Consider the following 24,008-nt stretch of genomic DNA (forward strand, 5'->3'; position numbering starts at 1 on the left):
AGTATCTATTTATCTATTAGTATATTAAATTATTCTACTATTTAACCATACCTAGTTTTTTAGCAACTTCTTCTATTGCTTTATAGTTGTCATTTTTAGTTTCAACAAACTTGTCTGTTTGGAAGAACTTTAAAGATTGTGCTTGATCTCCACCTTTATCAAGGCTCATGGAAAGTAATGCATCCTTAACCTTTTGTTTAGTTCCTTCTCCGTATACTTTATCTATATTTTCATCTTTATTAATTGTCCAGTGATAATCAAAATACTCTGGTGTTGTATAGAAAACTTTAACTTTATTTAAATCAACTTTATTCTCTTTAATAGTTTTTTCCCATACAGATATATTTAAAGCTCCTGTTTGAAAAGCTCCTGATTCTACAAGCTTAATTGTTTTATCATGGGAACCTGAGTAATTTGGTTTGCCGTTAAAATCTTTTTCAGGATCTATGCCTTCCTTTGTTAAGAAATAACGAGGCATTAAGCTTCCTGATGTTGAACTTTCACTACCAAACGTAAAAGTCTTTCCCTTTAAATCTTCTAACTTAGAAACATTTAAATCCTTTTGGGCTATAAAAACTGATTGGAATTTAGCATCCCTTGGTCTTTGTGCAATAGCTTCAGCACCTGGCGCTACCGCTCTTGCCTGAACTCCTGTAAGACCACCAAACCAAACCAATTGAATCTCTCCTCTTTCAAAGGCAGTAACTAAGGCTGCATAATCATTGGATGGAACAAATTTAACCTTTAATCCTGTCTTCTCGCTAAGATATCTTGCTGTTGCCTCCATATTTGGATTTAGTTCAGCAGCACTTTGATCTGGAATTGCTCCTATTTTGAACTCCTTTTGTTCCTTTGTAGTTTCTTTTTTAGCAGTATCACTAGTGTTTTTTTGTCCACAAGCTGTTAATGAAAACATCATAAGTCCTGCTAAGAAAACTCCCATAAATTTTTTCATAGTATACCTCCAATTTATCCTTAGTATGTTTTTTAAAATTAATATTAAATAAAAACGATAACGATTATCATTTTGTATTCATAGTTATTTTATATCATTCTGTGCACTTGGTAAAATAACATTTTGTAATAGTTTCAATCTTAACTATAATTTTTTCTTATACAAAATGATTTTATAAGTAAACTCAATAATATACTCCTATTTATTCTTCATTTTATCAACTATGATAAGGAACAAAGGGATAAGGATTGCATTAGTAAAGACATAAGGTATCCAAGTAGTAGTATCCCAATTCATTTCATAAACTACATCTGGGTATATCACCTGAGAAAGAATAACTATAATTACTCCTAAAGGTAAAGTTAATGCCTTATAGTCTTTCAAACTTAAAATCTCGCTAAAACCTATAACAGCTCCATAAAAATATAAAACTGTTTTATAGAATATAGCAATAATCCATACCATAGCTGTAATTGCCTCTACTCTCTCCAGCGCATTAGCTAATTGTATATTTCTGGCCAATGCATAGCTGGGGTACATACTTCTACTGGCCCACTGGGCGCCTAGAACTAAAACAGTTATATTAGTTAACACAAAAAGTAAAATCCCTGCAAATATTCCTCCTTTATAAAAAGATTTTTTTCCTTCTTTAATATTCTTTATTGATGCTGGAAAAATCATCAAGAAGACTACAAAGGTTAAGGATACAAAAGCTTGAAAAAGCATTACTGCATGGAATACATCTATTAGCTTCACCTCAAAAAAAGGCTTAAAATTGGTCAATTTTATACTAGGCAGTGTAAAAGTGATTAAAATAATATAGCCTGCAATTGCCCAAGGATATAAAACTTCTGCTGATCTAGTAACTACCTCTATTCCTAATCTGCACCCAAAAATAACTACTATCATAAACAAAGCATTAACTACAAGTGTGGGAGTGTCTGTTAAAATCTCCGTTGAAATAAAGTTTCCTACTATCCATAATATTGCTGCACAATTAAGGATTAAAAATAGAACAAAATATACAGAGATTATTTTTCCAACTCTTTTTCCCATAACTTTATGAGCATATCCTACTAAAGTCATGTTACCAAGCTGAACCGCTACCTTATTATAAAAAGCTACTATTAGTAGGGTGATTATAATACCAATTATAGTTGCAATCCAAGCATCCTGCTTAGCTTTTCCAATTAAAGCTCCTGGAACATTTAGCACCGATGTTCCAGTAAAGGTTAGAACTACGAAAACTTTGAACCCGTGTTCACTTATTTTTTCATTCTTTGCCATTACTTTTTCACCTTTCTTTTTTAGACTTAACGAAAGTAATTATACCTAGTAATAATGGCGTTACTATTTGAAGTGGTATATGTATATATTTAGGCACTAGTTCTAAACCTATTTGGATATGTTCTGAGTAATTAGATGCCATTTTTAAAGAACTAATGAGAATAGCAGCACAAACAGGAATTATTATTATCCTATAATTCTTAAACCTAAATATATCTTGTAATCCTATTACCACAGCATAGGCAAAAACTGCAATTTTTACAAATCCATTAATAATTAATATCAGCACTACAATTGAGTCTAAACGAGTTACAAATTCTCCAATTTCTACTTTTTCTAAGGTCTCCAAAAGAGGAAAGTTAGACATACCAGCTCTTCTAGGGCCGAGGACACTAATATTCACTGCAGTAATGAAGCTTAACAGTAATCCGCTGAAAATTATGGAATAAGCTCCATATTTTATACCAGCCTTTGGTTTATTTAAATTATAAAAAAACATTGTAAATACAATAGTTTCACCAAAGGGAAATGTTATGGTCAAAGGAAATGCTGTAGCAAAAATCGGCTTCAACCCATTTTCTAATATCGGTAAAAGATTCTTAATTTCAGGGTTAGCACCACTTATAACTAAAACTACAAGCAGCAGGGTAAGAAGGAAGATTACTATAAACAATATTTCAGTTGTTCTTGCTAAAACCTCAATTCCTAAATAACAGCTGTAACCGACAACTATTATAATAATAAAACTGACTGCAGATAAAGGTGTTCCTTCTAAAATACTAGTTATAACAAGCTCAGTAAAATCTCTTAGTACTCTTGCAGAAATATAACCAAAATATAAAATATAAACAACTGCAACAAAACCTCCTAAGTACCTACCTAACAGCTTCTTGATAATACTGGTGAAAGGTAAATTGCAATTTTTAAAATAAATATAAAAATATAATATAAATAATGTCAATCCACCGATCATCCCCAAAAGGATAGCTATCCATGCATCCTGTTTTGCCTTCATTCCTAATCCTACAACTACTGCACTGCCTTGCTGAAATAATACCATCATGGCAAATAGCTGTCTTAAGCTAATTTTGTATTTTGTCATAGATAGCGCTCCTTTACCTTTTGTTTGTATAGAATATACTTAGGTCTTCTTACCTTTTATTTTACCAACTACCAAAAGCAGTAATGGAATAACTAATCCATTTGTAAGTGCGTAAGCTACCCAGGTTGTAGTATTCCATTGAAGGGCATAGGCACTGTTTGGAAACCTAATTTCTGTAAGAATAATTACTATGATACCTAAAGGTATAGTTAAAGCCTTATAATCCTTTAAGTCTAGCAATTGGGCCAATGCTATCAATGCTCCATAGAAGTACAATACTGTATTGAAAAAAATTGAAATTACCCACACCATGGCTATTATTGCTTCTATTCTCTCAACAAATTCACCTATACTTATCATCTTCGCTAATGCGTAAGTAGAGTATAGGTTTCTAGAGGCCACATTAGCTCCCATTACCAGCACTGTTGCTAGTATTATAGTTTCAAATAATAATCCTGCAAGTATCATACCAGTGAAAAAGGATTTTTTCGCATTCTCTACATTGTTAACAAAGGCAGGAAAAATCATCAAAAAAGCCACAAATGTAAGTGAAATAAAACTTTGATAAAATAATGCTCCTCTAGCTATAGGTTTTATGCCCACTTCCAGTATAGGCATTAGATTTCTAACTTCTATTGAAGGAGATACAAGTATGGTTAGAATCACAATGCCACCTACCGCCCAGGGATATAGAACTTCCGCTGTTCTTGCTAATACTTCTATACCAAGCCTACTTGCAAAAATTACAACAGTCATAAAAAGTATATTTGTGGCTAATTGTGGTGTTTCAGTTATAATCTGTGTAGAAATAAAATCGCCCTCAATCCAAAGAAAGGCGGAAGTGTTAAGTATTAGAAACAAAATAAACCAAAAGGATATCAATGTGCCAAAAATCTTACCAAGTAGTTTTCTAGAATATTGAACTATGGTCATTCCCTTAAACATCATTCCTAAAGCCGTGTAGAGTTTCATAAGTGCTAATCCAATTATTAACCCAATAATGCCAACAATCCAAACCTCTTGTTTTGCCTCCATCATTAAGGCCCCTGGTGCATTTATTACAGCTGTGCCTATAAAATTTAACATTACTAAGACCTTAATTTGGTGTTCACTAATACTTCCACTTTCTAGCATTATATTTCCTCGTTTCTAAATTTAAAATACTGATTTCTATTTAAATATATTGCTTACAATTTTAATTATAGGACTGTATATAATTGTTAATAAATCAAAAGGATTAGGTATATTCATGTTTAAACCTTTTGCTATACTTAAGGACATTGAAATAAAAAGCAGTACAAAAAAAACCTTTAACTCTTTCTTTAGTCCTTTTTTTATCAGTGCTGGAACCTCTATCAATATGATAACTACAGTTAGTAGCAGTATAAGTAAAACTATTTTCATATTCCTTACTCCTTAATTTCCCCTGGAATAGGTTTTGTTGTAGTTCCAATTTGTTTAATAGTTACTGTCGTATTTATATCTACAGATAAATCTTTAAATTTATTATTCCAATTTCTCTCAACTTTTTTCCATTCTTTAGGGTTGCTTCTACGAATAGCTTCTCCAAAGCCAAATATGTCACTCTGAAACTCTTTTTGCGCTCTCTCTATCACCTCCTTCATGTTTTTTTCCATATTCTTTTCTGTTTCCGCTTCTAATTTTCTTATATTTTCTGTCTTTGTTACATCTACAGTACTTTGTACATCTCCCACATTTCCCGATGCTTTAAAATCTATATATATCTTGGGTTTACCATTTTCAACCTTTCCTTTTACTGAGGACTTTGAATTCTTAATTTCAATACCTACGTTACCACCTTCAGGACTATTAACGGTAACAACTGTGCTTTTAATCTTTCCTGTTATCTGGTTATACCCTATGCCCTCTTTTTCACTTAACCATCCAATTAATTTATCTTTTTTAAATACCCCTATGTTGTCTATGGCCAAAGTTGCAGGGGGTTGGGAGTTTTTTATATTCTCATTTGTGCTGCCAATTTCTAAATTTCCCTTTACTAATACCCCATTCATCACCGCGTCTCTTCCCTTACTACTAATACTATTTATTAATTCATCTAACTTGACAACACTAGTTGCTGCCCAAGACTGTTCTGAGCTTCTAAGAGATAAGTATATTTTATTGGCTGCAATCTTTTCAATAACGGATAATACGCTTAAAACATCTTCAGCTCTAGAATTTTTTGCCGTCAACATATATACATTGGATCTCATTTCATGATCCCTTGACAAAAAATCTAGCAGATCTTTAATGCCTTCTCTAGATACTTGTTCTCCAAATATAATTACTCTAACATGGGAAACATATATTCTTCTGGAAGTAGACAAGGTCATTCTTCTTAAAGCTTCAAATATGCTTTTCCCCTCTGCTTTATACACAACTGAAGCCGCCCGTTGTCCAGAGGATTTTTGGCCAGCAATTTCTGATGGATTCATAAGTTGAACGCTAACGGTGTATTTGTCACCACTTTTATCAATACCAATAGCTGTCGCAATAGAAAGTTCATTCAGCTCTCTTTTGCTCCAGCATCCCGTAAGTAGACTTGCCATTGATATGAAAATCAATATTATAGCTATCCTTCTCTTCATAACCATTCCCCTTTATTCAATAGGATTCTCCTACCTTTATGGTTTACTATTCTACTGTTCGTCGCCTTTATCCTGTGTTTCCTTTTGTAGACTTGCACCTTCACGGACAACATCGTCTTCGTTAATTAAACGAGAACGTGTAACCATATTTCTCCGATTAACACGAATTACTGAATCTTCCTGATCTTCTAAATTGAAAGGCCCCATAGGATATAAATAAGGAATTCCAAAGGAACGGAGACTACAAAGGTGAAGTACCATAGTAATTAACCCTAAAGCAATTCCAAATAATCCAAAGGTAGCAGCTAAAAGCAAAAATGCAAAACGGAGCATTCTTATAGACATTGCCATATTAAAAGATGGAGATACAAAACTGCATATAGCAGTAAAAGATACTATAATTACCATTATAGGTGATACAATTCCTGCTTCCACCGCTGCCTGCCCCAATACTAGCGCCCCTACAATAGATATAGCTGATCCGATAGCTCTTGGCATTCTAATACCTGCTTCTCTAAGAACTTCGAAGGTAACTTCCATAAGCAGAGCCTCTACAGCTGCAGGAAAAGGCACTCCTTCACGTTGGGATGCAAGACTGGTAAGCAGTGTTGTTGGAATCATCTCTGGATGAAAGGTAGTTATTGCCACATAGGTAGCTGGAACAAGTAGTGCTAGCATAAAGCAAATAAATCTGAGGATACGTATAAGAGTACTTATATCAGCTCTATTGTAATAGTCCTCGCTAGCCTGAAAAAATTGAACAAATAGTACAGGTATCAGCAAAACAAAAGGAGTTCCGTCTACTATTATTGCTATTCTCCCACTTAATAATCCTGCAGCCACTACATCTGGCCGCTCGGTGTTATATACAGTAGGAAAAACAGTGAAGCCTTCATCCTGAATAAGCTCTTCTATATATCCACTTTCTAATATTCCGTCTATATCGATTTTATCTAATCGTGTATATAGCTCCTGAATGATTTTATCATTTGCTATACCTTTTATATAAGCAACAGCTACATCTGTTTTTGTTCTCCTTCCAATCTGCTTTGTTTCTATCCAAAGATTAGGATCTCTAATTCTCCTTCGAATAAGTGCTGTATTAGTTCTCAAAGTTTCTGTAAACCCATCCTTTGGACCTCTGACTACGGTCTGAGAACTTGGCTCTTGTACACCACGATCTATCCATTTCTTTGAGGTTATAGAAAGGCATTGATTGAATCCGTCTATTAAAATAATAGTTTCTCCAGAAAGCAGATCTGTAAAAAGATTATCTATTTTTTCTATTACCTTTATACTAGCTACAGGAAGGTCTACTCCTTTTAGAGCATCAAAACAGTTCTGCTGATTTAGACTGTTTCCTTTTAGTCCCTCTGCTATATTTTCTAGCACATAATCTACTATGTACTCTTTATCTACCAAACCTTCTGTATAGAGCACTGCTATCCTTACACTATTATCTGCTCCACCGGTTAGTTCTCTTATAACTATATCTGAACTGCTCCCTGTCTTCTTATTAATACTATTGATATTCTCCTGTATATTACAACTTAACGGGTCCGCTTGAAAAACTGTATCTGATTGAATACTATTAGATGTCGACGAACTTTTACTCTTATTTATAAAATGTTTAATGATATTCATAGGCAAAACCCCTATTTACTTTTTTATAGTTTTTTCTAATACTAGAAGTTTTATTCAACTGGAATTTTCTTAAAAGTTGTAACCTTTTTTTACCTTCAGAATAGTATAATAGTGTAGTTAATTTTATGGAGGTACTTATGTATTATAGAAATGACAATATGGATTTTGATCAAAACTTTAATGAGGCAGTAGACGATCCTCGTAAGAAAAAACATCAAAATAAGTGCGGCTGCACAGATCATACTACTGATCATCATCATCATACTACCGACCATCACCACCACACTACTGATACTACTACTGATAAAACTACTGACGGATTTGAAATGATGCCATTTGAAATGCAGCCAATGCATTATTCACCATGTATGCAATGTCCTATGATGCATGGACAGCAGATGATGCAATGTCCTATGATGCATGAACATGAAAATATGCATTGCCCTATGATGCACGGACAACAGATGATGCACTGCCCTATGATGCATGATCAGCAAATACAACCTGCTGCTATGATGCCTTGTAATATGACTCGTGAAGATTTTGATGATGTTTATGAACATGATGATGACGATATGGATAGACAGCATCATCACCATCGACCACGCCGTCGTCGCCGTCCTCCTTACTATCCTCCTTATCCTTACTATCCTCAATATCCTTATTATCCTCATAGACCAAGACCTTGGTGGATGCGTTAATAATATTTTACAACACAAAAATAGAGCGGTAAGCTAATTTACCGTTCTATCTTTGTATTGTAAAGCACCTTAGTTATATAAAAGAATATAATATTAATGTAACCATAATTAAGGAGTGTTTAAGTTGCCAATTTACCTAGATAATGCATCTACCTCTTACCCAAAACCTAATGTAGTTATAGACACAATGGCTAGTTATATGAAAAAGATAGGCGCCACCGCTGGTAGGGGAGCTTATAAAAATGCAAAAGAAACAGATAATCTCCTCTTTAATTGTCGTAAAATAATATGTAAATTATTTAACGGCAGTGACCCGAACAAGGTAATATTTACATCTAATATTACAGAATCTTTAAATCTAGTAATCACTGGTCTCTTAAGATCAGGGGATCATGTTATAGTCAGTAGTCTAGAACACAACGCCGTAAGAAGACCTTTAAAGACTTTAGAAAGAGATAAAAAAGTTCAAATTTCCATAACTGCTTGTACTACTACTGGAATTACTGATCCTATCGACGTAGAGAAACTAATAAAACCAAATACCAAGCTTATAGTATTTACTCATGCCTCCAATGTAATAGGTACAATCCAGCCTATAAGAGAAATTGGCAAAATAGCTAAAACTCATAAAATTCCACTGCTTGTTGATTCAGCTCAAACTGCAGGCGCATACCCCATAGATGTTGTAAAAGACAACATAGACTACCTAGCTTTTACTGGTCATAAAAGTCTTTTAGGCCCTACTGGTACGGGAGGTCTCCTAATAAATTGTGATACTCGCATGTCACCGCTAAAATCTGGAGGTACCGGTGGTGATTCTAAAAATCCATATCAACCAGAGGGTTTCCCAACTAAATATGAAACAGGCACGCCAAATACAGCGGGTATTGTAGGACTTGGTGAATCCTTAAACTACCTTTCTTCCATCGGAATAGATAAAATTAGAAAAAAAGAAGAAGAACTAGTAGACTATGCTCTTAAAAGGCTAACAGAAGTAGAGGGTATAAAAATTTATGGTCCTAGGGATACAAAGAAAATAGTTGGCGTTATATCTTTTAACTTAGGCAACCTGTCTGTAGAGGAAATAGCTCGTGAACTTGATAGTAAATATGATATTGCAGTAAGGGTTGGTCTTCACTGCGCACCAACAGCCCACACTGTTATAGATACTTTGGATAGAGGGACAGTTAGAATTGGTATAGGATACTTTAATAGAAAGAAAGACATAGATATACTCGTAAAAGCTTTAAAAAGTATATCTATTGAAGCATCTAAAGGTAAAATATCTTAAGACAATCTTGAGCAGTAAAAAGGGCTCCAAAAGGGAGCCCTTTTTACTGCTCAAGATTTCTGTTAGTTACTTATAAATCTCAACGGGAGTCTTAACAGGAGTATACTGTTTAAGTAAATTTATATCTTCATTTGTCATTGCAATACAACCATAGGTCCAATCATATTTATTTCCTCCACCATGAATTCCTACTGCCCCGCCCAGTGGAGTATTCCATGGTGGCTGCTGTTTTAACTCTATAGAATCTTTTATTTTATTATATGTAGCTTTATCTATAAGACCTTTATCAAAACCTTTTTGTGCATCCTTAGTGTTTGGATAGCTTAGTCCCATAAAATAGGTGTACTTTGTTGCTCCATTTCTAGAGCATATGTAATAGGTTCCTATTGGTGTTCTATTATCCCCCTCCTTTTCCTTATCATCCCAAGGAGATCTTCCGAGGCCTATCTTAAATCTTGCTATGAGCTTTCCATCTCCATAAAGCTCTAGCAATCTCTTTTCCTTATAAACTTTTACTAAAGTCTTGCTTGGTGTAGTCTCCGGTTTACTAAAAAAAAGTTCAAGTTCCTGAACTTTACTTTGATTGCTATTGTATGTTTCCGTAGATTCTTTATCCTTACTGGTATTTACTTGTTTATATGATTCAATGTTTTTATTCTTTACATGTCTTTTTATAGATAATCCTGTAATAAGAGAAATTAAGACTATTCCAAACACAAAAAATAATACAGGAGAAAGATTCTTCTTTCTTTTCAAGATTATCACTCCTCTATACACATCTATATAGAAATTTTAACACAAATTACAAAAATGAGCCATTAAAAATTTAATTATTTTTAACAACTCATTAAACATTCTATATAACCAGCTGGCATTGCTCATTATCTATTAATTTTTCAAATTCCTTTGCGTTAACAGGTCTGCTGAAAAAGTATCCTTGTATTTCATCGCAATTGAAACTTCTTAAGATGTTTATTTGGTCTATATTCTCAACACCTTCTGCAACAACTCTTATTCCTATTCCATGGGCTAAGTTTATTAAGGAAGAAGCAATAAGATTTTCTGTAGCTCCTGGTTGAAGTCCATCAATAAATGATTTATCTATTTTTATAGCATTAATAGGAAGCTTTCTCAAATAGTTTAGTGATGAATATCCGGTTCCAAAATCATCTAGAGATATATGTATTCCCATAGATTTTAGTTCAGATAATACATCAATAGCTCTATCAAAGTTTTCCATGACAACACTTTCTGTAATTTCTATCTCAAGCCATTTGGCTTCTAAACCTGTCTCCTGCAATACTTGTTTAATTCCCTCTACTATATCATTCCTCTGAAGTTGCTTTACAGATAAATTTACCGCTAATCTCAAGGGCTCTTTGCCAGATTCCTGCCAAGCCTTACTCTGCATGCAAGCGCTTCTAAGAACATACTCACCAATAGGTACTATTAGACCAGTTTCTTCTGCAACAGGAATAAATCTCCCTGGAGAAACTAATCCTTCCTTAGGATTTTGCCATCTTACTAAAGCCTCAACTCCTACGATAGTACCCTCTTTAGCAGAGACCTTTGGTTGATAAAACACAGTAAATTCTCTATTAATAAGTGCATTACTCAACTCGCTTTTCATTTTTATCTTTTCTACTACCTCAGAGTTCATATGCCCATTAAAGAACTCAAATTTATTTCTTCCAGTATTTTTAGCATAGTACATAGCAGTATCTGCATTTTTTAGCAGTTCTTCTAGATCTCTTCCATCACAAGGACTGATAGCAATTCCCATACTAGCTGTAACATAGAGAATCTCATGACCTTTTATATTAAAGGGCCTTTTAAATATATCTAGTATTAATTCTGCAATTTCAGTAATTTCTTTTGCTTCCTCACAGGAGGAAATTAAGAATATAAATTCATCTCCACCTAGATGACATACCTCATCTCCTTCCTTTAAACAACTTTTAAACAGTTCAGCGGCCTTACTTAAAAATCCATCTCCAACATCATGACCATAACTGTCATTTACTGTCTTAAAGTTATCCATATCTAGAAAGAATAGGGCAAAACTTTTATTATTAACTGCTAAATCTTCCACATGATTGTATAGTTTTTTCATAACATAGGTTCTATTAGGTAAACCTGTGATTTCACTGTAATAAGCCATATTACTAATTATTTCCTCAGCTTTCTTTCTTTCAGTTATGTCTGTAAGTGAACCTGCCATATGCGACACATATCCTTTTTTGCTTTTTATAGCTTTGCCTCTACATAAAACATATTTGTATTCACCAAAAGGAGTGCACACAGGAAATTCAAAACTATAAAAAGATGTATTTTCTTCAAAGTTTTCTGTAATTTTATTCATAATATATTCTCTATCGTATCCAAATACCATTGTAAGCCAGTAATCCAAGTTATAGTTATTCCCTTTAGATTGAAGTCCCATAATTTCTTTGCATCTATCTGATACAAAAATTTTATTATTTACAAAGTCTGCATCCCAAATACCATCATTTGCCCCATCTATAGCCAGCCTATACCTCTCTTCACTAAGCATTAGTTTTTCATGCATATTCTGCAGCTCACTCATCTGCTCTCTTAGCTCCTCTTCTTTAGCAGTAAGCTCTTCTATGAGTTCTAAAGTATTTTCCGCTGCCTTATTTAATTTTTTTGATAACACACCAAACTCATCTTTAGTGTCTATATCAATAACTCCATTTAAATTACCTTCAGCTAATTCTTCAGCAAACTTTAATTCCTTTTCCAACTGTGTGGACATATACTTGGAAATATAAATTCCTAGGAATACTGCTGTAAATAATTCAGCAACCATTAAAAGCTTAATTGCTAATGATACTCTATTATATACCTCATCACTTCTTATGTTGCTCTGCATTGCATTATTCATATTAATACTTATGAGTGTATCTAGTGACTTAAACACACTATCTTTAATTTTCGAAGCCTTTTGAACTTCTATTTTAGCTTCTTCAAAATTTCCTTTTTGGATAAGTTTAATTATCTCATTTCTTTCTGCTATATAACTTTCATATTCCTGTTTGAAATTAGAATAGATATCCTTCTCATGATTAGTGGATTTAGTTCTTTCATATTTACTCATAAGGGCTTTATTTACTCTATCTAAGTATTCTATTCGATTTAAAGTCCTATATATGTTATCTTCATCAAAGTTTGTGTTTATAATAGTTAGTATACTTGAACGAATATCTAAAATATTTTCGTTTAATACATCTAAATCATGTATTGAAACGAGATTATTTGCATAAACACTTTCCGAATTATATTTTATTCTCTGCATACTGCTTATAGATATAAAATCAACAGCTGCTATAAATAAGGATACAAGTAAGAATGCACTTAAAAGCTTCTGCCTTATCTTCATATTTTTTATCCACTTCATAATCTTACCTCTTGCCTATAAATTTTTACTGTATATAAAAAATCAAGCATTATTTAACATAATTGTACTAAACATACACCTAGTAATTTAAATTTTACTCTAATACAGAGCTATTTTCAATTGGTAAGGACTATTTAGTACTGAGATAATTCAAAATATTAGTACAAGTATAAAAATAAGACAAAGCCTATTAACTTTGTCTTATCATATTCCTATTAGCGTCTTAACCCATACTAGGACACTTTCATTTTTTTCTCCAAGTAATGTATATTGACTATAGATTTTATTATGTTCTTCTATTTTCTTGTTATATTCCTCCATATCTTTTTTATACTGAGTTAACTTGGTGTTGTAGGTTATTATGCTGCTATTCCAACTTTTAGAGTTGTTATTGTCCTTCATGCTATCTATCTGTTTTTTTAATTCCTCAAGTTCCTTAGTTTCTTTAGCTATTTTATCTCCCATAGTCTTAATATCATTATTATACTTTTCTAATTGCAATCCTATTTCTTTTTCTATAGGTGACCCTTCATTAGATTGTGATGTCCTTATGTCTATTAGTCCTGCTACAGATACGACTGAAAGTATAATCATGAACATAAGAATGTCCAATATAAATGATTTTAGTTTTTCCATAATATCATCCCCAAATAGTTTATTATGTTTACATCATTTCTAACATATAAATAGTAAACACACTTTACCATATGATGAGTTATGGAATAATATTACTTAAATTAAAAATATTTTTGAATAATAATTAACATATATTAAGCTCTAAAGAAAAGGCTTTTCTCAGTTAAGCTGAGAAAAGCCTTTTTGTAGTAATTAGCTATCTATTCTACTATTAATTATAACTAATGGTTAATTATGAATCGGCACAGCCATATACTTTTCACATTTTCTAGTAAAATACTCTATATTTTCATGTATTTCTTTCACTTTTTCTGGAGTTATATTACCTCTGCCAAGTCTATCACATAAAGAAAATAATCCTATCTCTTTAATACTAACTTCTTTTATCATGGTATTAACATCTGCAAAAGGTAAGTTTTTAACTACAAATAAAGTATGCATATGCCACCTTACTATAGAAGATACCTTTTTTATAAAATCTTCGCTGCAATTAAACTCTCTTAAAAATTCTATAGAAAGTTTTTTACCTACCCTATCATGATCATAGGAAGTTATTCTTCCCTTTCTCATTTTTGTGGTTGGTGCCTTTCCAATATCATGAAGAAGAGCTGCCCACATAAAGGCTTTTGAATCTTCACTTTTGTTCTTTCTCTTTGCAGCTTCATTAATCACAAGCATAGTATGATTCCATACACTTCCTTCTGGATGATATACTGGTGATTGGGGAGTTTTAATTAAATCTCCTAACATAGTAAGGGGGTAAGTATTTTCAAATACTCCACTTTTTATTAATTCATTAAAATATCTTGAAGGCTCTTCATCTGACATCAAATGTTTATCAAAGTCTTTAAATATTTCCTGTAAATCTTCCATCTAGTTCTCACCTTCTTTTAAGAATTAGTGATATTATTTTCTCCAAAAATCATTTATATTATTTTGTATATCTCTAGCACTTCTGACAACTGTATTAGGATGCCATTCTTTTGGAAAAAGATTCTTATATGCTCTATTTCCGAACCTTTCATCTATTAATAAAATAATACCTTTATCTCTTTCTGTCCTAATTACTCTTCCTGCAGCCTGTAATACTTTATTCATGCCAGGATACATATAAGAATATTCGTAGCCAGAACTATTCTTTTTGTTAAAGTAGTCCATTATTATATCTCTCTCCAAAGAAAGCTGAGGTAGTCCTACTCCAACAATAACAGCACCAATTAGTCTGTTTTCCTTTAAATCTATGCCTTCTGAAAATATTCCTCCCAATACGGCAAAGGCTACTAGCGTTTCTCCATTACCTTCCTGAAAATTTCCTAAAAAAATCTCTCGTTCTTCTTCTACCATATTGTTTTTTTGTATTATAGTGCCATATCCAGGATAGTTCTCACTAAAATCCTCATAAACCCTTTCCATGTAGCTATAGGATGGAAAAAACACTAAATAATTTCCTACTTTATTGTCAACAGCAGCCTTTATATACTCTGATACTGTAGAATAAGTGTTTTCTCTATGCTTATATTTTGTAGAAACTCTATCTGCAATTAACAGTTTTCTATTTTCTACAGAAAAAGGTGATAACAATCTAACTGAATAATCATCTTTAGTTCCACCTAATATCTCTTTAAAATAATTCATAGGTGATAGTGTAGCTGAAAACAGAATAATAGCCTTTGCTCTTTTCATAGCCTCCCTTAGAAGATGAGAAGGGTCTAGGCAAAATATTTTCATTTTTACATCACTATTGATTTTTTGCAAGTAATTAACAAAGTGTTCATCATATAATTCTGCTATTCTAGTATATGTAAGCACGTTAAAATATAATTCTAACAGTTCCTCTTGGTTTTCTATCTTTTCATTACTAGTAAGAAATTCTTCAGCTTCAGAGGAAAATCTTCTTAAAAGGGGATATATTTCTTCAAATTCTTTTTTTTGTATATACACATTCTTATCTGCCATCTTTAACTCTGTATTTACATCACTATATCCATCTATGGAGTCTTTTTCCAAAGCCTCCCCTTCACATAGCTTTCTAAACCCTAACATACAAGAATTTATTTTTTCAAGAGCTCTAGCAACCTTAGGCGCTACTTTCTTCATAACCTTTTTCAACTCTAAAAAGGAACTCTTATTAAGTTCTGCTGAAAACATTTCTCTAGCTCTATCTACTAAATTATGTGCTTCATCAATCAAAAATACATAATCCTCTTCTCCGCTATCAAAAAACCTTCTCAAGTAAACTCTTGGATCAAAGGCATAATTGTAATCGCAAATAACACAATCAGCTAATAGTGCTAAATCTAGTGAAAATTCAAAGGGGCAAATTTTATATTTATCTGAATACTTTACTATCACTTCTCTACTCATAATGTTTTCTTTAGTCAAAATTTCCTTAATAGCTTCATTTACCCTATCGAAATGTCCTTTTGCATATTGGCAGTCTTCAGGATTACAAGAAGACTTTTCTTGAAAACATATTTTATCCTTAGCTGTCAGCGTTATTGTTTTTAGTTGTAATCCTGCAACACCCATTTTTAATACCGTTTCTTCTACAACAGTTCTCGTTATTGTTTTAGCTGTTAAATAGAATACTTTTGTAATTAACCCTTCTCCCATTGCCTTTACAGAAGGAAACAGTGTGGATATAGTTTTTCCTATTCCTGTAGGTGCTTGTGCAAAAAGTTTCTTTCCTTCCTTTATAGTCCCATACACTGCAACAGCTAGTTCCCTTTGACCCTTTCTATAAGCTTCAAAGGGAAAGGACATATTCTTTATTGAAATATTCCTCTTTATCATCCAATCTCTAGTGAAGTTAGCCCAAAAGTAATAACTATCTAATAAAAAAAATAAAAATTGCTGTAGTTCCTCTATATCAAAGCCTTTTACCAGCCTTTTAGTCGTATTACTATTTAAATTATAATATGATATTTGTACATTGATATGTGATAGGTTATTTTGAACACCATAGATATAGGCATAACATTTAGCCTGAGCCCAGTGAAGAGGATTATAATTTTCGTCTATAAACTCTAGTGGTCTTGTTACACTTTTTATTTCATCTATAGTTACCTCCTCATCTTTTACTATTATTCCATCTGCACGGCCTTCAATTACAAAGGAGAAATCTTTATATTCAAAGGTATGCTTTAAACTCACCTCTGCATTGTATTCAATTCTTATATTTTTAGTTTGATCAATCTCCTCTAACTGTACCTGTCTTTCCTCAGAGTATTTATCTTTATATTCTTTTTGAAGCTTTTGATGAGCCTTAGTACCTTCTTGTGCTCTACTAAATCCCGTAAATCTACTATCTAAATCTCCACTTCTTAAAATAAATTCTACTAAATTTCTTACGGATATCCTAATTATATTACTTTCCATAAAATCACCTATTTACATTCTAAAGAATGTTCTTATATTTTACAATTGGATTTTTATGTTAGACTCACAAATAACTATAGGGTTCCACTCTTAAAGCTTGGAACCCTATAGTTATTGAATTATACTTATCTTCTATATTATCTTGTTATCTAGTTCATTTGATTCATTAACCTGTTTTTTTTTCCCAAATTTCTCTTTTAATACTCCTATTACTGCTGGAAGTAACGAAATGAAAATTATAGCAAAGATAACCACAGTGAAGTTTTTCTTCACAATAGGAATATTTCCAAAGAAATATCCACCAAATACAAATAAAGCAACCCATAATACTCCACCAGCTATATTATAAGACATAAACTTAACAAAATTCATTTTTCCAATTCCCGCTACAAAGGGCGCAAAAGTACGTATTATAGGCATAAATCTTGTTACTATTATAGTTATTCCTCCATGCTTATCGTAAAAAGCCTGAGTCTTATCTAAATATTCTTTATTAAGAAACTTAACATTTTCTTTACTAAATACTTTAGGTCCAATAGCTCTTCCTACATAGTAATTTACTGTATTTCCAAGAATAGCTCCGATGACTAAAAGTGAAAATAGCAAGTAAACATTTAGTGATCCAAGAGCTGCGAAAGCTCCTGCTGCGAAGAGCAAAGAATCTCCTGGAAGAAAAGGAAGTACTACCAATCCAGTCTCACAGAATACAATTAAGAATAAAATTAAATATGTTCCTGTTCCGTAGTTTTGTATTACTATGTTTAAATACTTATCAAGATGAATAATAACATCTATAAAACTCTTTAGTAAATCCATTTACACTTCTCCTTTTATACATTATTTAATTATTATATTTACGGATATAGTATATACTACTTTCTCCTCAAATTCAATGAAGAGAGTATTAACAGGTTATAAACCATAAAAGTAATAATTATTACTTTTTAATAATTATTACTTTTATTTCAATCCAAAATCTGTTATAATTCACTTATGATAGATATAACTCTTGCAACTAACTTAGTTCTAACATAATTATAAAGTCCTTATAATAAGTTGTGATAATATTCTAGCCTCTTTATAGCATAAATATATACTATCGATAAATAATATTAGATTTTAATCCTGAAAGGAGTAAATATATGAATATGAAAAAACTTAGTGTAAAATTAGTAATTTCAATCGTTTCTTTGATTCTAATTACATTAATAGCTATTGCAGTACCTAGTTACTTTACCATTGTTGGTGAATCAAATAAAACTCTAAGAATTCAAATGGAAGAAAGGGTTATGTGCGCCTGGGATGTTGCAGATGGACTAAATTTTAACTCTAAAACAGAAGAAGAAGCTAAAATTGCTTTTTCTAAATACATAATCTCTCGTCAAGTTGGAAATAATGGATACGGATACACCTTTGACTCTAAGGGAAAATTTATCTTTCATCCTGATACAAAACTTATAGGCACTGATGGAAACCAATATGATTTCATAAAAGAAATGATCAAAAATAACAGTGAATTTTCAAATCAAAAGTATGGACATGCAATGGTTAAAGAACTTAAATACGATTGGCAAGGGAAGAAGAAATTTGCTTACTATACTTACTATGAGAAATGGGACATGTATGTTGTATTAAGTGGAGATATTAAAGATTTTACAGGAACACAAAACAAAGCATTACTTGTTGTATTTGGAGTTGGGTTTATTATATTGATTTTAACTTCTATAATAACCTTCTTTATGTCTAAAAAGATATCAAACCCTATAGAAAGAATTGCTGAAGCTATGAATGAAGTTAAGTCTGGAAATTTAAAAATTCAACCTATTAAGTTAAATAGACAAGATGAACTAAAGGAGCTTTCAGATAACTTTAACTCTATGGTTTTAAATATATCAGGAATGATTAAAGGAATTCAAGCTAACTCTAGTATACTTCACGAGCAAGCAGAAAGCTTATCCGCTATATCAGAAGAGTTAAGTTCTTCATCTCAGGAAGTTGCAAACGCTATACAAGAAGTTGCTCAAGGGGCTTCCGAACAGGCTGAGCAGCTAGGGGCAGTAAATGATAGAACCGCTAATTTCGGTGATGAAGTAAATAATATTAGCAGAAAAATAGATGACGTTGATGACAGTGCTCTAAGAATAGATTCAATGGCAAAGGACAGCAGTACTGAACTGCAAGCAATGTCAAACTCAATAAAAGAATTAAATAATGCTTTTTCAGGACTAATTAGTGAGATATTAGGGTTTGAGAAAGATATGAAAAAGATTAATGAAATTACTACTGTTATTAACAATATAGCAGATCAAACAAATTTACTAGCTTTAAATGCTGCCATAGAAGCAGCTAGAGCTGGAGAGGCTGGAAGGGGTTTCTCTGTAGTTGCAGATGAAATTAGAAAACTAGCTGAACAGTCTAAAGAGTCTTCTCTTGACATAAATAAACTTCTAAATGATATAACAGGAAGGTCTAGTGTAGTTACTGATTCCACTAAGCAGGTTAAAGATGTACTATTTAATCAAGTAGAAGGAATTAAGGATTCAATAAATTCTTTCAAGGAGATTGTAGCAGCCATCCAGGTAATACTTCCTCAAATGAATGCTATAAAAGATTCAGCTATGACTATTAATGTAGAAAAAGACCAGATAGTAGAAAAGATAGAAATTGTATCTTCTGTATCTGAGGAGACTTCTGCTGCTGCAGAACAAATCTCTGCCTCCAGTGAGGAAATGAGTGCAAGTTCGGAAGAGGTATCAAATTCCGCACAGAAGCTAAATGAAGTAGCACAGAAGATCACATCCCAACTTAATAGATTTAAAATATAAAAAAAGGGAAAGCTTGTCTTCTTAATCAAGCTTTCCCTTTACTTAAATAACAACAAACAAAATTAAGTTTAAAAAGGAGATATTTTTATTATAATATATGTTTTATCTCTTTCAAACCGGAAATTGCAACCATTAGAGTTTAGATGCCTATGAATTAAATTTTAACTCTAAGGGCATATTAACTTTAGAGCAATATCATATAATTACAAATAAATATAGATAATAGAGCAGGAATAAAACTACATCTCCTTATCTTGCTCTGTTACCTAAAATTTCAAACTTTTAAATTATAAACTTATCTACTTGTTTCTCTAAATCCATAGCTATATTGCTTAACTCATTGGTAGATTTAAAAAGAAGTTCCATACTTGCAGATTGTTCCTGAACAGATGCTGAGATTTCTTCAATAGTTGCTGCAGTCTCCTGAGAAATTGCAGATATGCTATCCACAGAATTAACTACTTCGTTCTTATTTTCACCTATGCTGTTAATATTCTCTATAAGCATGTCAACTTGCTTTATAACATTAGAAACTGATTTATCAATAGCTGAAAAAGCTTTTTTTGTATTTTTAGAAACTTCATTTGTTTTATCAATAACAGTTTTCGCTTCACCAACTTGTTGTTTAGTATCCTCAATGTTTGACTTAAAATCTCTGACAATGTTCTCAATTTCCTTTGTGGACGTAGCCGTTTCGCTAGCTAGTTTCCTAATTTCATCTGCTACTACCGCAAAACCCTTACCCTGTTCTCCAGCTCTGGCAGCCTCAATAGCTGCATTTAAAGATAACAAATTAATCTGATCTGTAATAGATTTAATAGTATCTGTAATTTTACCTATCAATTCAGACTTATTATTTAGTTCACTAACCTGGTAAGTTACCTTCTCTATAACTTGAACATTTTCCTTAACTGCAGTCTCTAACTTATTTACATATTCTATACCTTCTGCGTTAACTTTGCTGGTTTTATCCATATTAGTTCTGATTAGGTTTGAGTTTGTTACAGAATTATTTATCTGTTTAGCTAAATAGTCTAGCTTTTCTACTCCAACTTCTACGTTTTTAACAAGTTCAGTAGATCCTTGTGCAATTTCGGATGTGGCCTTTGCAGCTGCATCGATAGAATTAGCATTTTCTTTAGATATAATTGATAGTTCCTCAGCGCTAGTGGCAGTATTTCTTGAACCACCTTTAATGCTTCCCACCATAGTCTGCAAGGATTCTCTCATTGCTCCCAGTGCATGAGCCATAATTCCTATCTCATCTTTATTTGTTGCTAACTTTTCGTAACTGATATCATAAGTTAGATCTAGTTTGGAAATCTTATTCAATAATCTTATAGCTTCCATAAGAGGTTTTGAGATTTTATTAGCAATAAGTACCGCAACTATTACAGCTATAATCATACCTGCTACTACTATAATAGGTATCAGTAATTCTAACTTATTAATACTTGCTAAAACTTCATTATAAGGAACGCTAGTACTCAGAATATACCCGTTAGGCATAGTATAGTATCCTGTCATCTTTTTTCCATTATAATTATACTCTGTTACTCCTGATTTATTTTTCTTAAATTCATCCCATACATTTTTAAAAGTTCCGTTTTCTACTGAGAATATAGTATTCTCTCTCTTGTATTTAGGATGAACTAACATATTTCCTTCTGCCGACACTAAATATGAGTAGCCTGAATCATATAGCTTTATCTTGTTAATGGCATTTCGAAATAAATTGAAATCAACATCCATACCAGCAACAGCAACTAAAGTATTATTTATTAAAATAGGCTTACCATAAGAAATCATTTCTACCTTTGAATGCATATCTACGTAAATATCACTCCATGTTCCAGCTCCTTTTTTCACTGGTCCATAAAACCAATCCATATCTTTATTGTCCTTCTTAAAGTTATCAATAGTATAAGAAGTCTTCCTTGTAAATTTTTTATCCTTATCTGTATCATCGTAGGAAACATAATTTAATACATTTACAAGTTCAGGATTAAAGTATATATAGCTTCCCATTGCCCCATCTGTAGTTTCTCCTAATTTTCTAATAAGAGGTTCTATCTTATTTTCATATTCCTGTAGATAAGCGGGGTCCGACTTTGCTTTTTCTAAATCAAAATCCGACAAAACTGTATTAGATACAAAATCTACAGTTTTTTCTATATCTTTAAACATTGCGCTGAAATCCTTTGACTTACTCTCTGTAATAGAAAGAAGCTTATCTCTAGCCTCCTTATCTATTGCTCTTGATGCCTCGTTTATACTAGTTACACCAATTAACAGTGCCATTATAAAGGTACAAACTAATATTCCTAGAATGATTTTGCTTCTAATTTTCTTCATAACAATATTCCCCTCCTGCAAATTTTAAAGTGCATTAATAACAATAACCTAATCCCCATATAAATTCTGTTAACTCAACAAAAAATAAATTCTACGTCAGAAAATAAATTCTACACCATCTTCCAAATTCCTCTTTTTTTGTGAAAAAATCTACTAATTTTATGTCGTAAAACAGAATTTACAACCCTTAACAAGTGTAACTATTTCTAGTGCCTTGTTTTCTTATAATTACATCTTACTGAGAAAAAAGTAAGTAAAAGATTTCTAATAAAAATAAGAATAAAATAGTAAAGTAAATTACTCCCAAAGTACTGGAAATTGTGATAAAATATAAATATATTGAATTTATCACTAAATTATTCCAAAGAACTATAAATTATTTTAAGTTATTTACGATAATACTTTTGTATTCATAAACTTTAATTGAAACTTTAATGAAAGTTAATTTCATATCATATAATTCAAGGAGGCTCCAGCATGAAAAGCTCTAAGAAAATAATTTTCGCTTTTTTTATATCTGCAGCTCTTATGAATAACAAATTGTTATTACATAATAGTGTACAAGCTGCTGAAACTACACCTAATCCTCAGAGCAGTGCCTACACCAGTAGTGCTAATGTTTTTACAAAGTACGGGTATAAAGGGCAATGTACATGGTTTACATATGGAAGAGTGCTTGAAAAGCTAAACCTGTCATTACCAACGGAATTTTACGGAAATGCAGTAGATTGGTGGTATGCTAATGCTCGGGATAAAGTATACTCCTATGGTACTGAGCCAAAAGCTAACTCTATTGTTGTATGGTCTGGCGGTAATAAAGGCTACGGCCATGTTGCCTTCGTTGAGAAAGTAGAAGGCAATACAGTATACTTTACAGAGGGAAACTTTAGTGTTCGTGGTGATTATGATGGTAAAATCAAAACCCTTTCTAAAGAAGAAATTAAAAAAAGAGGAAACCTATATTTAAAGGGATACATTTACTTAGGTGATGGTAAAAATCAGTCTTCTAATAACGGTACACCGAGTAATGGAAATGTACAAGCTCCTAGTAATAATGAGCCTGTAATTAACAAAGGAACAGTTAATATTTCAAGTTCCAGTTCTGTTCTAAATGTAAGAAGCAGTGGAGCTGCCTCCTCTGAAGTTATAGGACTGCTTAGAAAGGGAGAAACCGTTAACATAGTTGGTACCTACGGCGACTGGTATAAAGTTAAGTATAATTCCTCCTATGGCTATGTAAGTTCTAAATATATAAGTATATCAGGACAAAATACTACAACGCCGTCAACTTCAACCGGAAACCCTTCTTCCATATCTTCCGGTAGTGGAACCTCTGCAGTAGTACAATTGAAGAATACATCATCTTCCTTAAATCTAAGAACTGCGCCAGGTGGGAATGTGCTAACAGCTTTAAGTCATGGCACAAAAATTAATATTTTAGAGACTAGTGGTAGCTGGTATAAGGTACAGGCAAATGGAAGTATAGGCTATGTTCATTCTGACTTTGTAAGTGTTTCTCAAGCAGCAAAAACTAATACCGCAAATAACACTTCACCAGATTCTAAGATCGGAACAGTTGTACTAAGCGATCACTCCTCCACTCTAAACTTAAGAAATAATCCATGGACTGGACGAATAGTTTCAACTCTCTCTTACGGAACGAAAGTTGAGGTTTTGGGGACTAACGGAAGATGGCTAAAGGTAAAATCGGGATCAGAAGTTGGATATGTTCACTCAGATTACATTAAAATATAAGTATAATGCGACATAAAGGTTTAGATGCACTGAACACCGGTGTTCAGTGCAC

General features: G+C 32.4%; 18 protein-coding genes. 4 read left to right on the forward strand and 14 right to left on the reverse strand.

Features of this window, described 5'->3' with window-relative positions:
* Nucleotides 1–37: 37 nt before the first annotated feature.
* The 7 genes from N4T77_RS08105 to N4T77_RS08135 all read right to left on the reverse strand — a co-directional run bounded on the left by N4T77_RS08105 (nt 38) and on the right by N4T77_RS08135 (nt 7,597).
* Entirely contained in the window at nt 38–955 is a 918-nt protein-coding gene (locus N4T77_RS08105; RefSeq protein WP_261671263.1) for a putative selenate ABC transporter substrate-binding protein, read from the reverse strand.
* A gap of 198 nt (nt 956–1,153) precedes the next feature.
* Entirely contained in the window at nt 1,154–2,242 is a 1,089-nt protein-coding gene (locus tag N4T77_RS08110) for a spore germination protein (protein ID WP_261671264.1), read from the reverse strand.
* Between the two features lie 7 nt (nt 2,243–2,249).
* Nucleotides 2,250–3,344, reverse strand: coding sequence for a spore germination protein (locus tag N4T77_RS08115; protein WP_261671265.1), 1,095 nt, complete (start codon nt 3,342–3,344; stop codon nt 2,250–2,252).
* Nucleotides 3,345–3,383: 39 nt separating this feature from the next.
* Nucleotides 3,384–4,478, reverse strand: coding sequence for an endospore germination permease (locus N4T77_RS08120; protein WP_261671266.1), 1,095 nt, complete (start codon nt 4,476–4,478; stop codon nt 3,384–3,386).
* 36 nt (nt 4,479–4,514) lie between these two features.
* On the reverse strand, nt 4,515–4,748 hold the full coding sequence (locus tag N4T77_RS08125; RefSeq protein ID WP_261671267.1) for a hypothetical protein: 234 nt from the start codon (nt 4,746–4,748) through the stop codon (nt 4,515–4,517).
* A 5-nt stretch (nt 4,749–4,753) separates the two neighbouring features.
* Entirely contained in the window at nt 4,754–5,953 is a 1,200-nt protein-coding gene (locus tag N4T77_RS08130; protein WP_261671268.1) for a Ger(x)C family spore germination protein, read from the reverse strand.
* Between the two features lie 51 nt (nt 5,954–6,004).
* The gene (locus N4T77_RS08135) at nt 6,005–7,597 is read right to left on the reverse strand and encodes a spore germination protein (RefSeq protein ID WP_261671269.1); all 1,593 of its coding nucleotides are present in this window, start codon (nt 7,595–7,597) and stop codon (nt 6,005–6,007) included.
* A gap of 125 nt (nt 7,598–7,722) precedes the next feature.
* On the opposite strand from N4T77_RS08135, the gene N4T77_RS08140 reads away from it, so the two are divergent.
* Complete coding sequence (locus N4T77_RS08140) at nt 7,723–8,298, forward strand: hypothetical protein (protein WP_261671270.1); 576 nt, start codon at nt 7,723–7,725, stop codon at nt 8,296–8,298.
* A gap of 124 nt (nt 8,299–8,422) precedes the next feature.
* On the forward strand, nt 8,423–9,589 hold the full coding sequence (locus N4T77_RS08145) for a cysteine desulfurase (RefSeq protein WP_261671271.1): 1,167 nt from the start codon (nt 8,423–8,425) through the stop codon (nt 9,587–9,589).
* 66 nt (nt 9,590–9,655) lie between these two features.
* Here the strand turns inward: N4T77_RS08145 and N4T77_RS08150 are convergent, their stop codons facing one another.
* The 6 genes from N4T77_RS08150 to N4T77_RS08175 all read right to left on the reverse strand — a co-directional run bounded on the left by N4T77_RS08150 (nt 9,656) and on the right by N4T77_RS08175 (nt 17,837).
* Nucleotides 9,656–10,345 (reverse strand): murein L,D-transpeptidase family protein, encoded by a 690-nt coding sequence (locus N4T77_RS08150; protein ID WP_261671272.1) that lies wholly within the window; start codon nt 10,343–10,345, stop codon nt 9,656–9,658.
* Nucleotides 10,346–10,445: 100 nt separating this feature from the next.
* Nucleotides 10,446–13,007: an EAL domain-containing protein gene (locus tag N4T77_RS08155; RefSeq protein WP_261671273.1), complete on the reverse strand. Its 2,562-nt coding sequence runs from the start codon at nt 13,005–13,007 to the stop codon at nt 10,446–10,448.
* 204 nt (nt 13,008–13,211) lie between these two features.
* Nucleotides 13,212–13,643, reverse strand: a complete 432-nt coding sequence (locus N4T77_RS08160; RefSeq protein ID WP_261671274.1) for a hypothetical protein — start codon at nt 13,641–13,643, stop codon at nt 13,212–13,214.
* 228 nt (nt 13,644–13,871) lie between these two features.
* Entirely contained in the window at nt 13,872–14,516 is a 645-nt protein-coding gene (locus N4T77_RS08165) for an HDIG domain-containing metalloprotein (protein WP_261671275.1), read from the reverse strand.
* A 33-nt stretch (nt 14,517–14,549) separates the two neighbouring features.
* Nucleotides 14,550–17,021, reverse strand: coding sequence for an ATP-dependent DNA helicase (locus N4T77_RS08170; RefSeq protein WP_261671276.1), 2,472 nt, complete (start codon nt 17,019–17,021; stop codon nt 14,550–14,552).
* 132 nt (nt 17,022–17,153) lie between these two features.
* Nucleotides 17,154–17,837: a DedA family protein gene (locus N4T77_RS08175; protein ID WP_261671277.1), complete on the reverse strand. Its 684-nt coding sequence runs from the start codon at nt 17,835–17,837 to the stop codon at nt 17,154–17,156.
* A gap of 326 nt (nt 17,838–18,163) precedes the next feature.
* Between N4T77_RS08175 and N4T77_RS08180 the strand changes: the two genes are divergently transcribed.
* On the forward strand, nt 18,164–19,846 hold the full coding sequence (locus N4T77_RS08180) for a methyl-accepting chemotaxis protein (RefSeq protein WP_261671278.1): 1,683 nt from the start codon (nt 18,164–18,166) through the stop codon (nt 19,844–19,846).
* 282 nt (nt 19,847–20,128) lie between these two features.
* Here the strand turns inward: N4T77_RS08180 and N4T77_RS08185 are convergent, their stop codons facing one another.
* Nucleotides 20,129–22,201 carry a methyl-accepting chemotaxis protein gene (locus N4T77_RS08185; protein ID WP_261671279.1) on the reverse strand — a complete coding sequence of 691 codons (2,073 nt, stop codon included), beginning with the start codon at nt 22,199–22,201 and terminating at the stop codon, nt 20,129–20,131.
* 477 nt (nt 22,202–22,678) lie between these two features.
* Here N4T77_RS08185 and N4T77_RS08190 point away from each other — a divergent pair, with 477 nt between their 5' ends.
* Nucleotides 22,679–23,956: an SH3 domain-containing protein gene (locus N4T77_RS08190; protein WP_261671280.1), complete on the forward strand. Its 1,278-nt coding sequence runs from the start codon at nt 22,679–22,681 to the stop codon at nt 23,954–23,956.
* Nucleotides 23,957–24,008: the final 52 nt, after the last annotated feature.

It is taken from the genome of Clostridium sp. CX1 (assembly GCF_025398335.1).
Classification (GTDB): domain Bacteria; phylum Bacillota; class Clostridia; order Clostridiales; family Clostridiaceae; genus Clostridium_AM; species Clostridium_AM tanneri.

Excerpts from the sequence above, each read along its gene's own strand:
- N4T77_RS08185 (WP_261671279.1), bottom strand. The coding sequence starts at position 22,201 with ATGAAGAAAATTAGAAGCAAAATCATTCTAGGAATATTAGTTTGTACC.
- N4T77_RS08110 (WP_261671264.1), bottom strand. The coding sequence starts at position 2,242 with ATGGCAAAGAATGAAAAAATAAGTGAACACGGGTTCAAAGTTTTCGTA.
- N4T77_RS08130 (WP_261671268.1), bottom strand. The coding sequence starts at position 5,953 with ATGAAGAGAAGGATAGCTATAATATTGATTTTCATATCAATGGCAAGT.
- N4T77_RS08120 (WP_261671266.1), bottom strand. The coding sequence starts at position 4,478 with ATGCTAGAAAGTGGAAGTATTAGTGAACACCAAATTAAGGTCTTAGTA.
- N4T77_RS08175 (WP_261671277.1), bottom strand. The coding sequence starts at position 17,837 with ATGGATTTACTAAAGAGTTTTATAGATGTTATTATTCATCTTGATAAG.
- N4T77_RS08140 (WP_261671270.1), top strand. The coding sequence starts at position 7,723 with ATGGAGGTACTTATGTATTATAGAAATGACAATATGGATTTTGATCAA.
- N4T77_RS08105 (WP_261671263.1), bottom strand. The coding sequence starts at position 955 with ATGAAAAAATTTATGGGAGTTTTCTTAGCAGGACTTATGATGTTTTCA.
- N4T77_RS08155 (WP_261671273.1), bottom strand. The coding sequence starts at position 13,007 with ATGAAGTGGATAAAAAATATGAAGATAAGGCAGAAGCTTTTAAGTGCA.
- N4T77_RS08180 (WP_261671278.1), top strand. The coding sequence starts at position 18,164 with ATGAATATGAAAAAACTTAGTGTAAAATTAGTAATTTCAATCGTTTCT.
- N4T77_RS08160 (WP_261671274.1), bottom strand. The coding sequence starts at position 13,643 with ATGGAAAAACTAAAATCATTTATATTGGACATTCTTATGTTCATGATT.
- N4T77_RS08165 (WP_261671275.1), bottom strand. The coding sequence starts at position 14,516 with ATGGAAGATTTACAGGAAATATTTAAAGACTTTGATAAACATTTGATG.
- N4T77_RS08135 (WP_261671269.1), bottom strand. The coding sequence starts at position 7,597 with ATGAATATCATTAAACATTTTATAAATAAGAGTAAAAGTTCGTCGACA.
- N4T77_RS08170 (WP_261671276.1), bottom strand. The coding sequence starts at position 17,021 with ATGGAAAGTAATATAATTAGGATATCCGTAAGAAATTTAGTAGAATTT.
- N4T77_RS08190 (WP_261671280.1), top strand. The coding sequence starts at position 22,679 with ATGAAAAGCTCTAAGAAAATAATTTTCGCTTTTTTTATATCTGCAGCT.
- N4T77_RS08115 (WP_261671265.1), bottom strand. The coding sequence starts at position 3,344 with ATGACAAAATACAAAATTAGCTTAAGACAGCTATTTGCCATGATGGTA.
- N4T77_RS08125 (WP_261671267.1), bottom strand. The coding sequence starts at position 4,748 with ATGAAAATAGTTTTACTTATACTGCTACTAACTGTAGTTATCATATTG.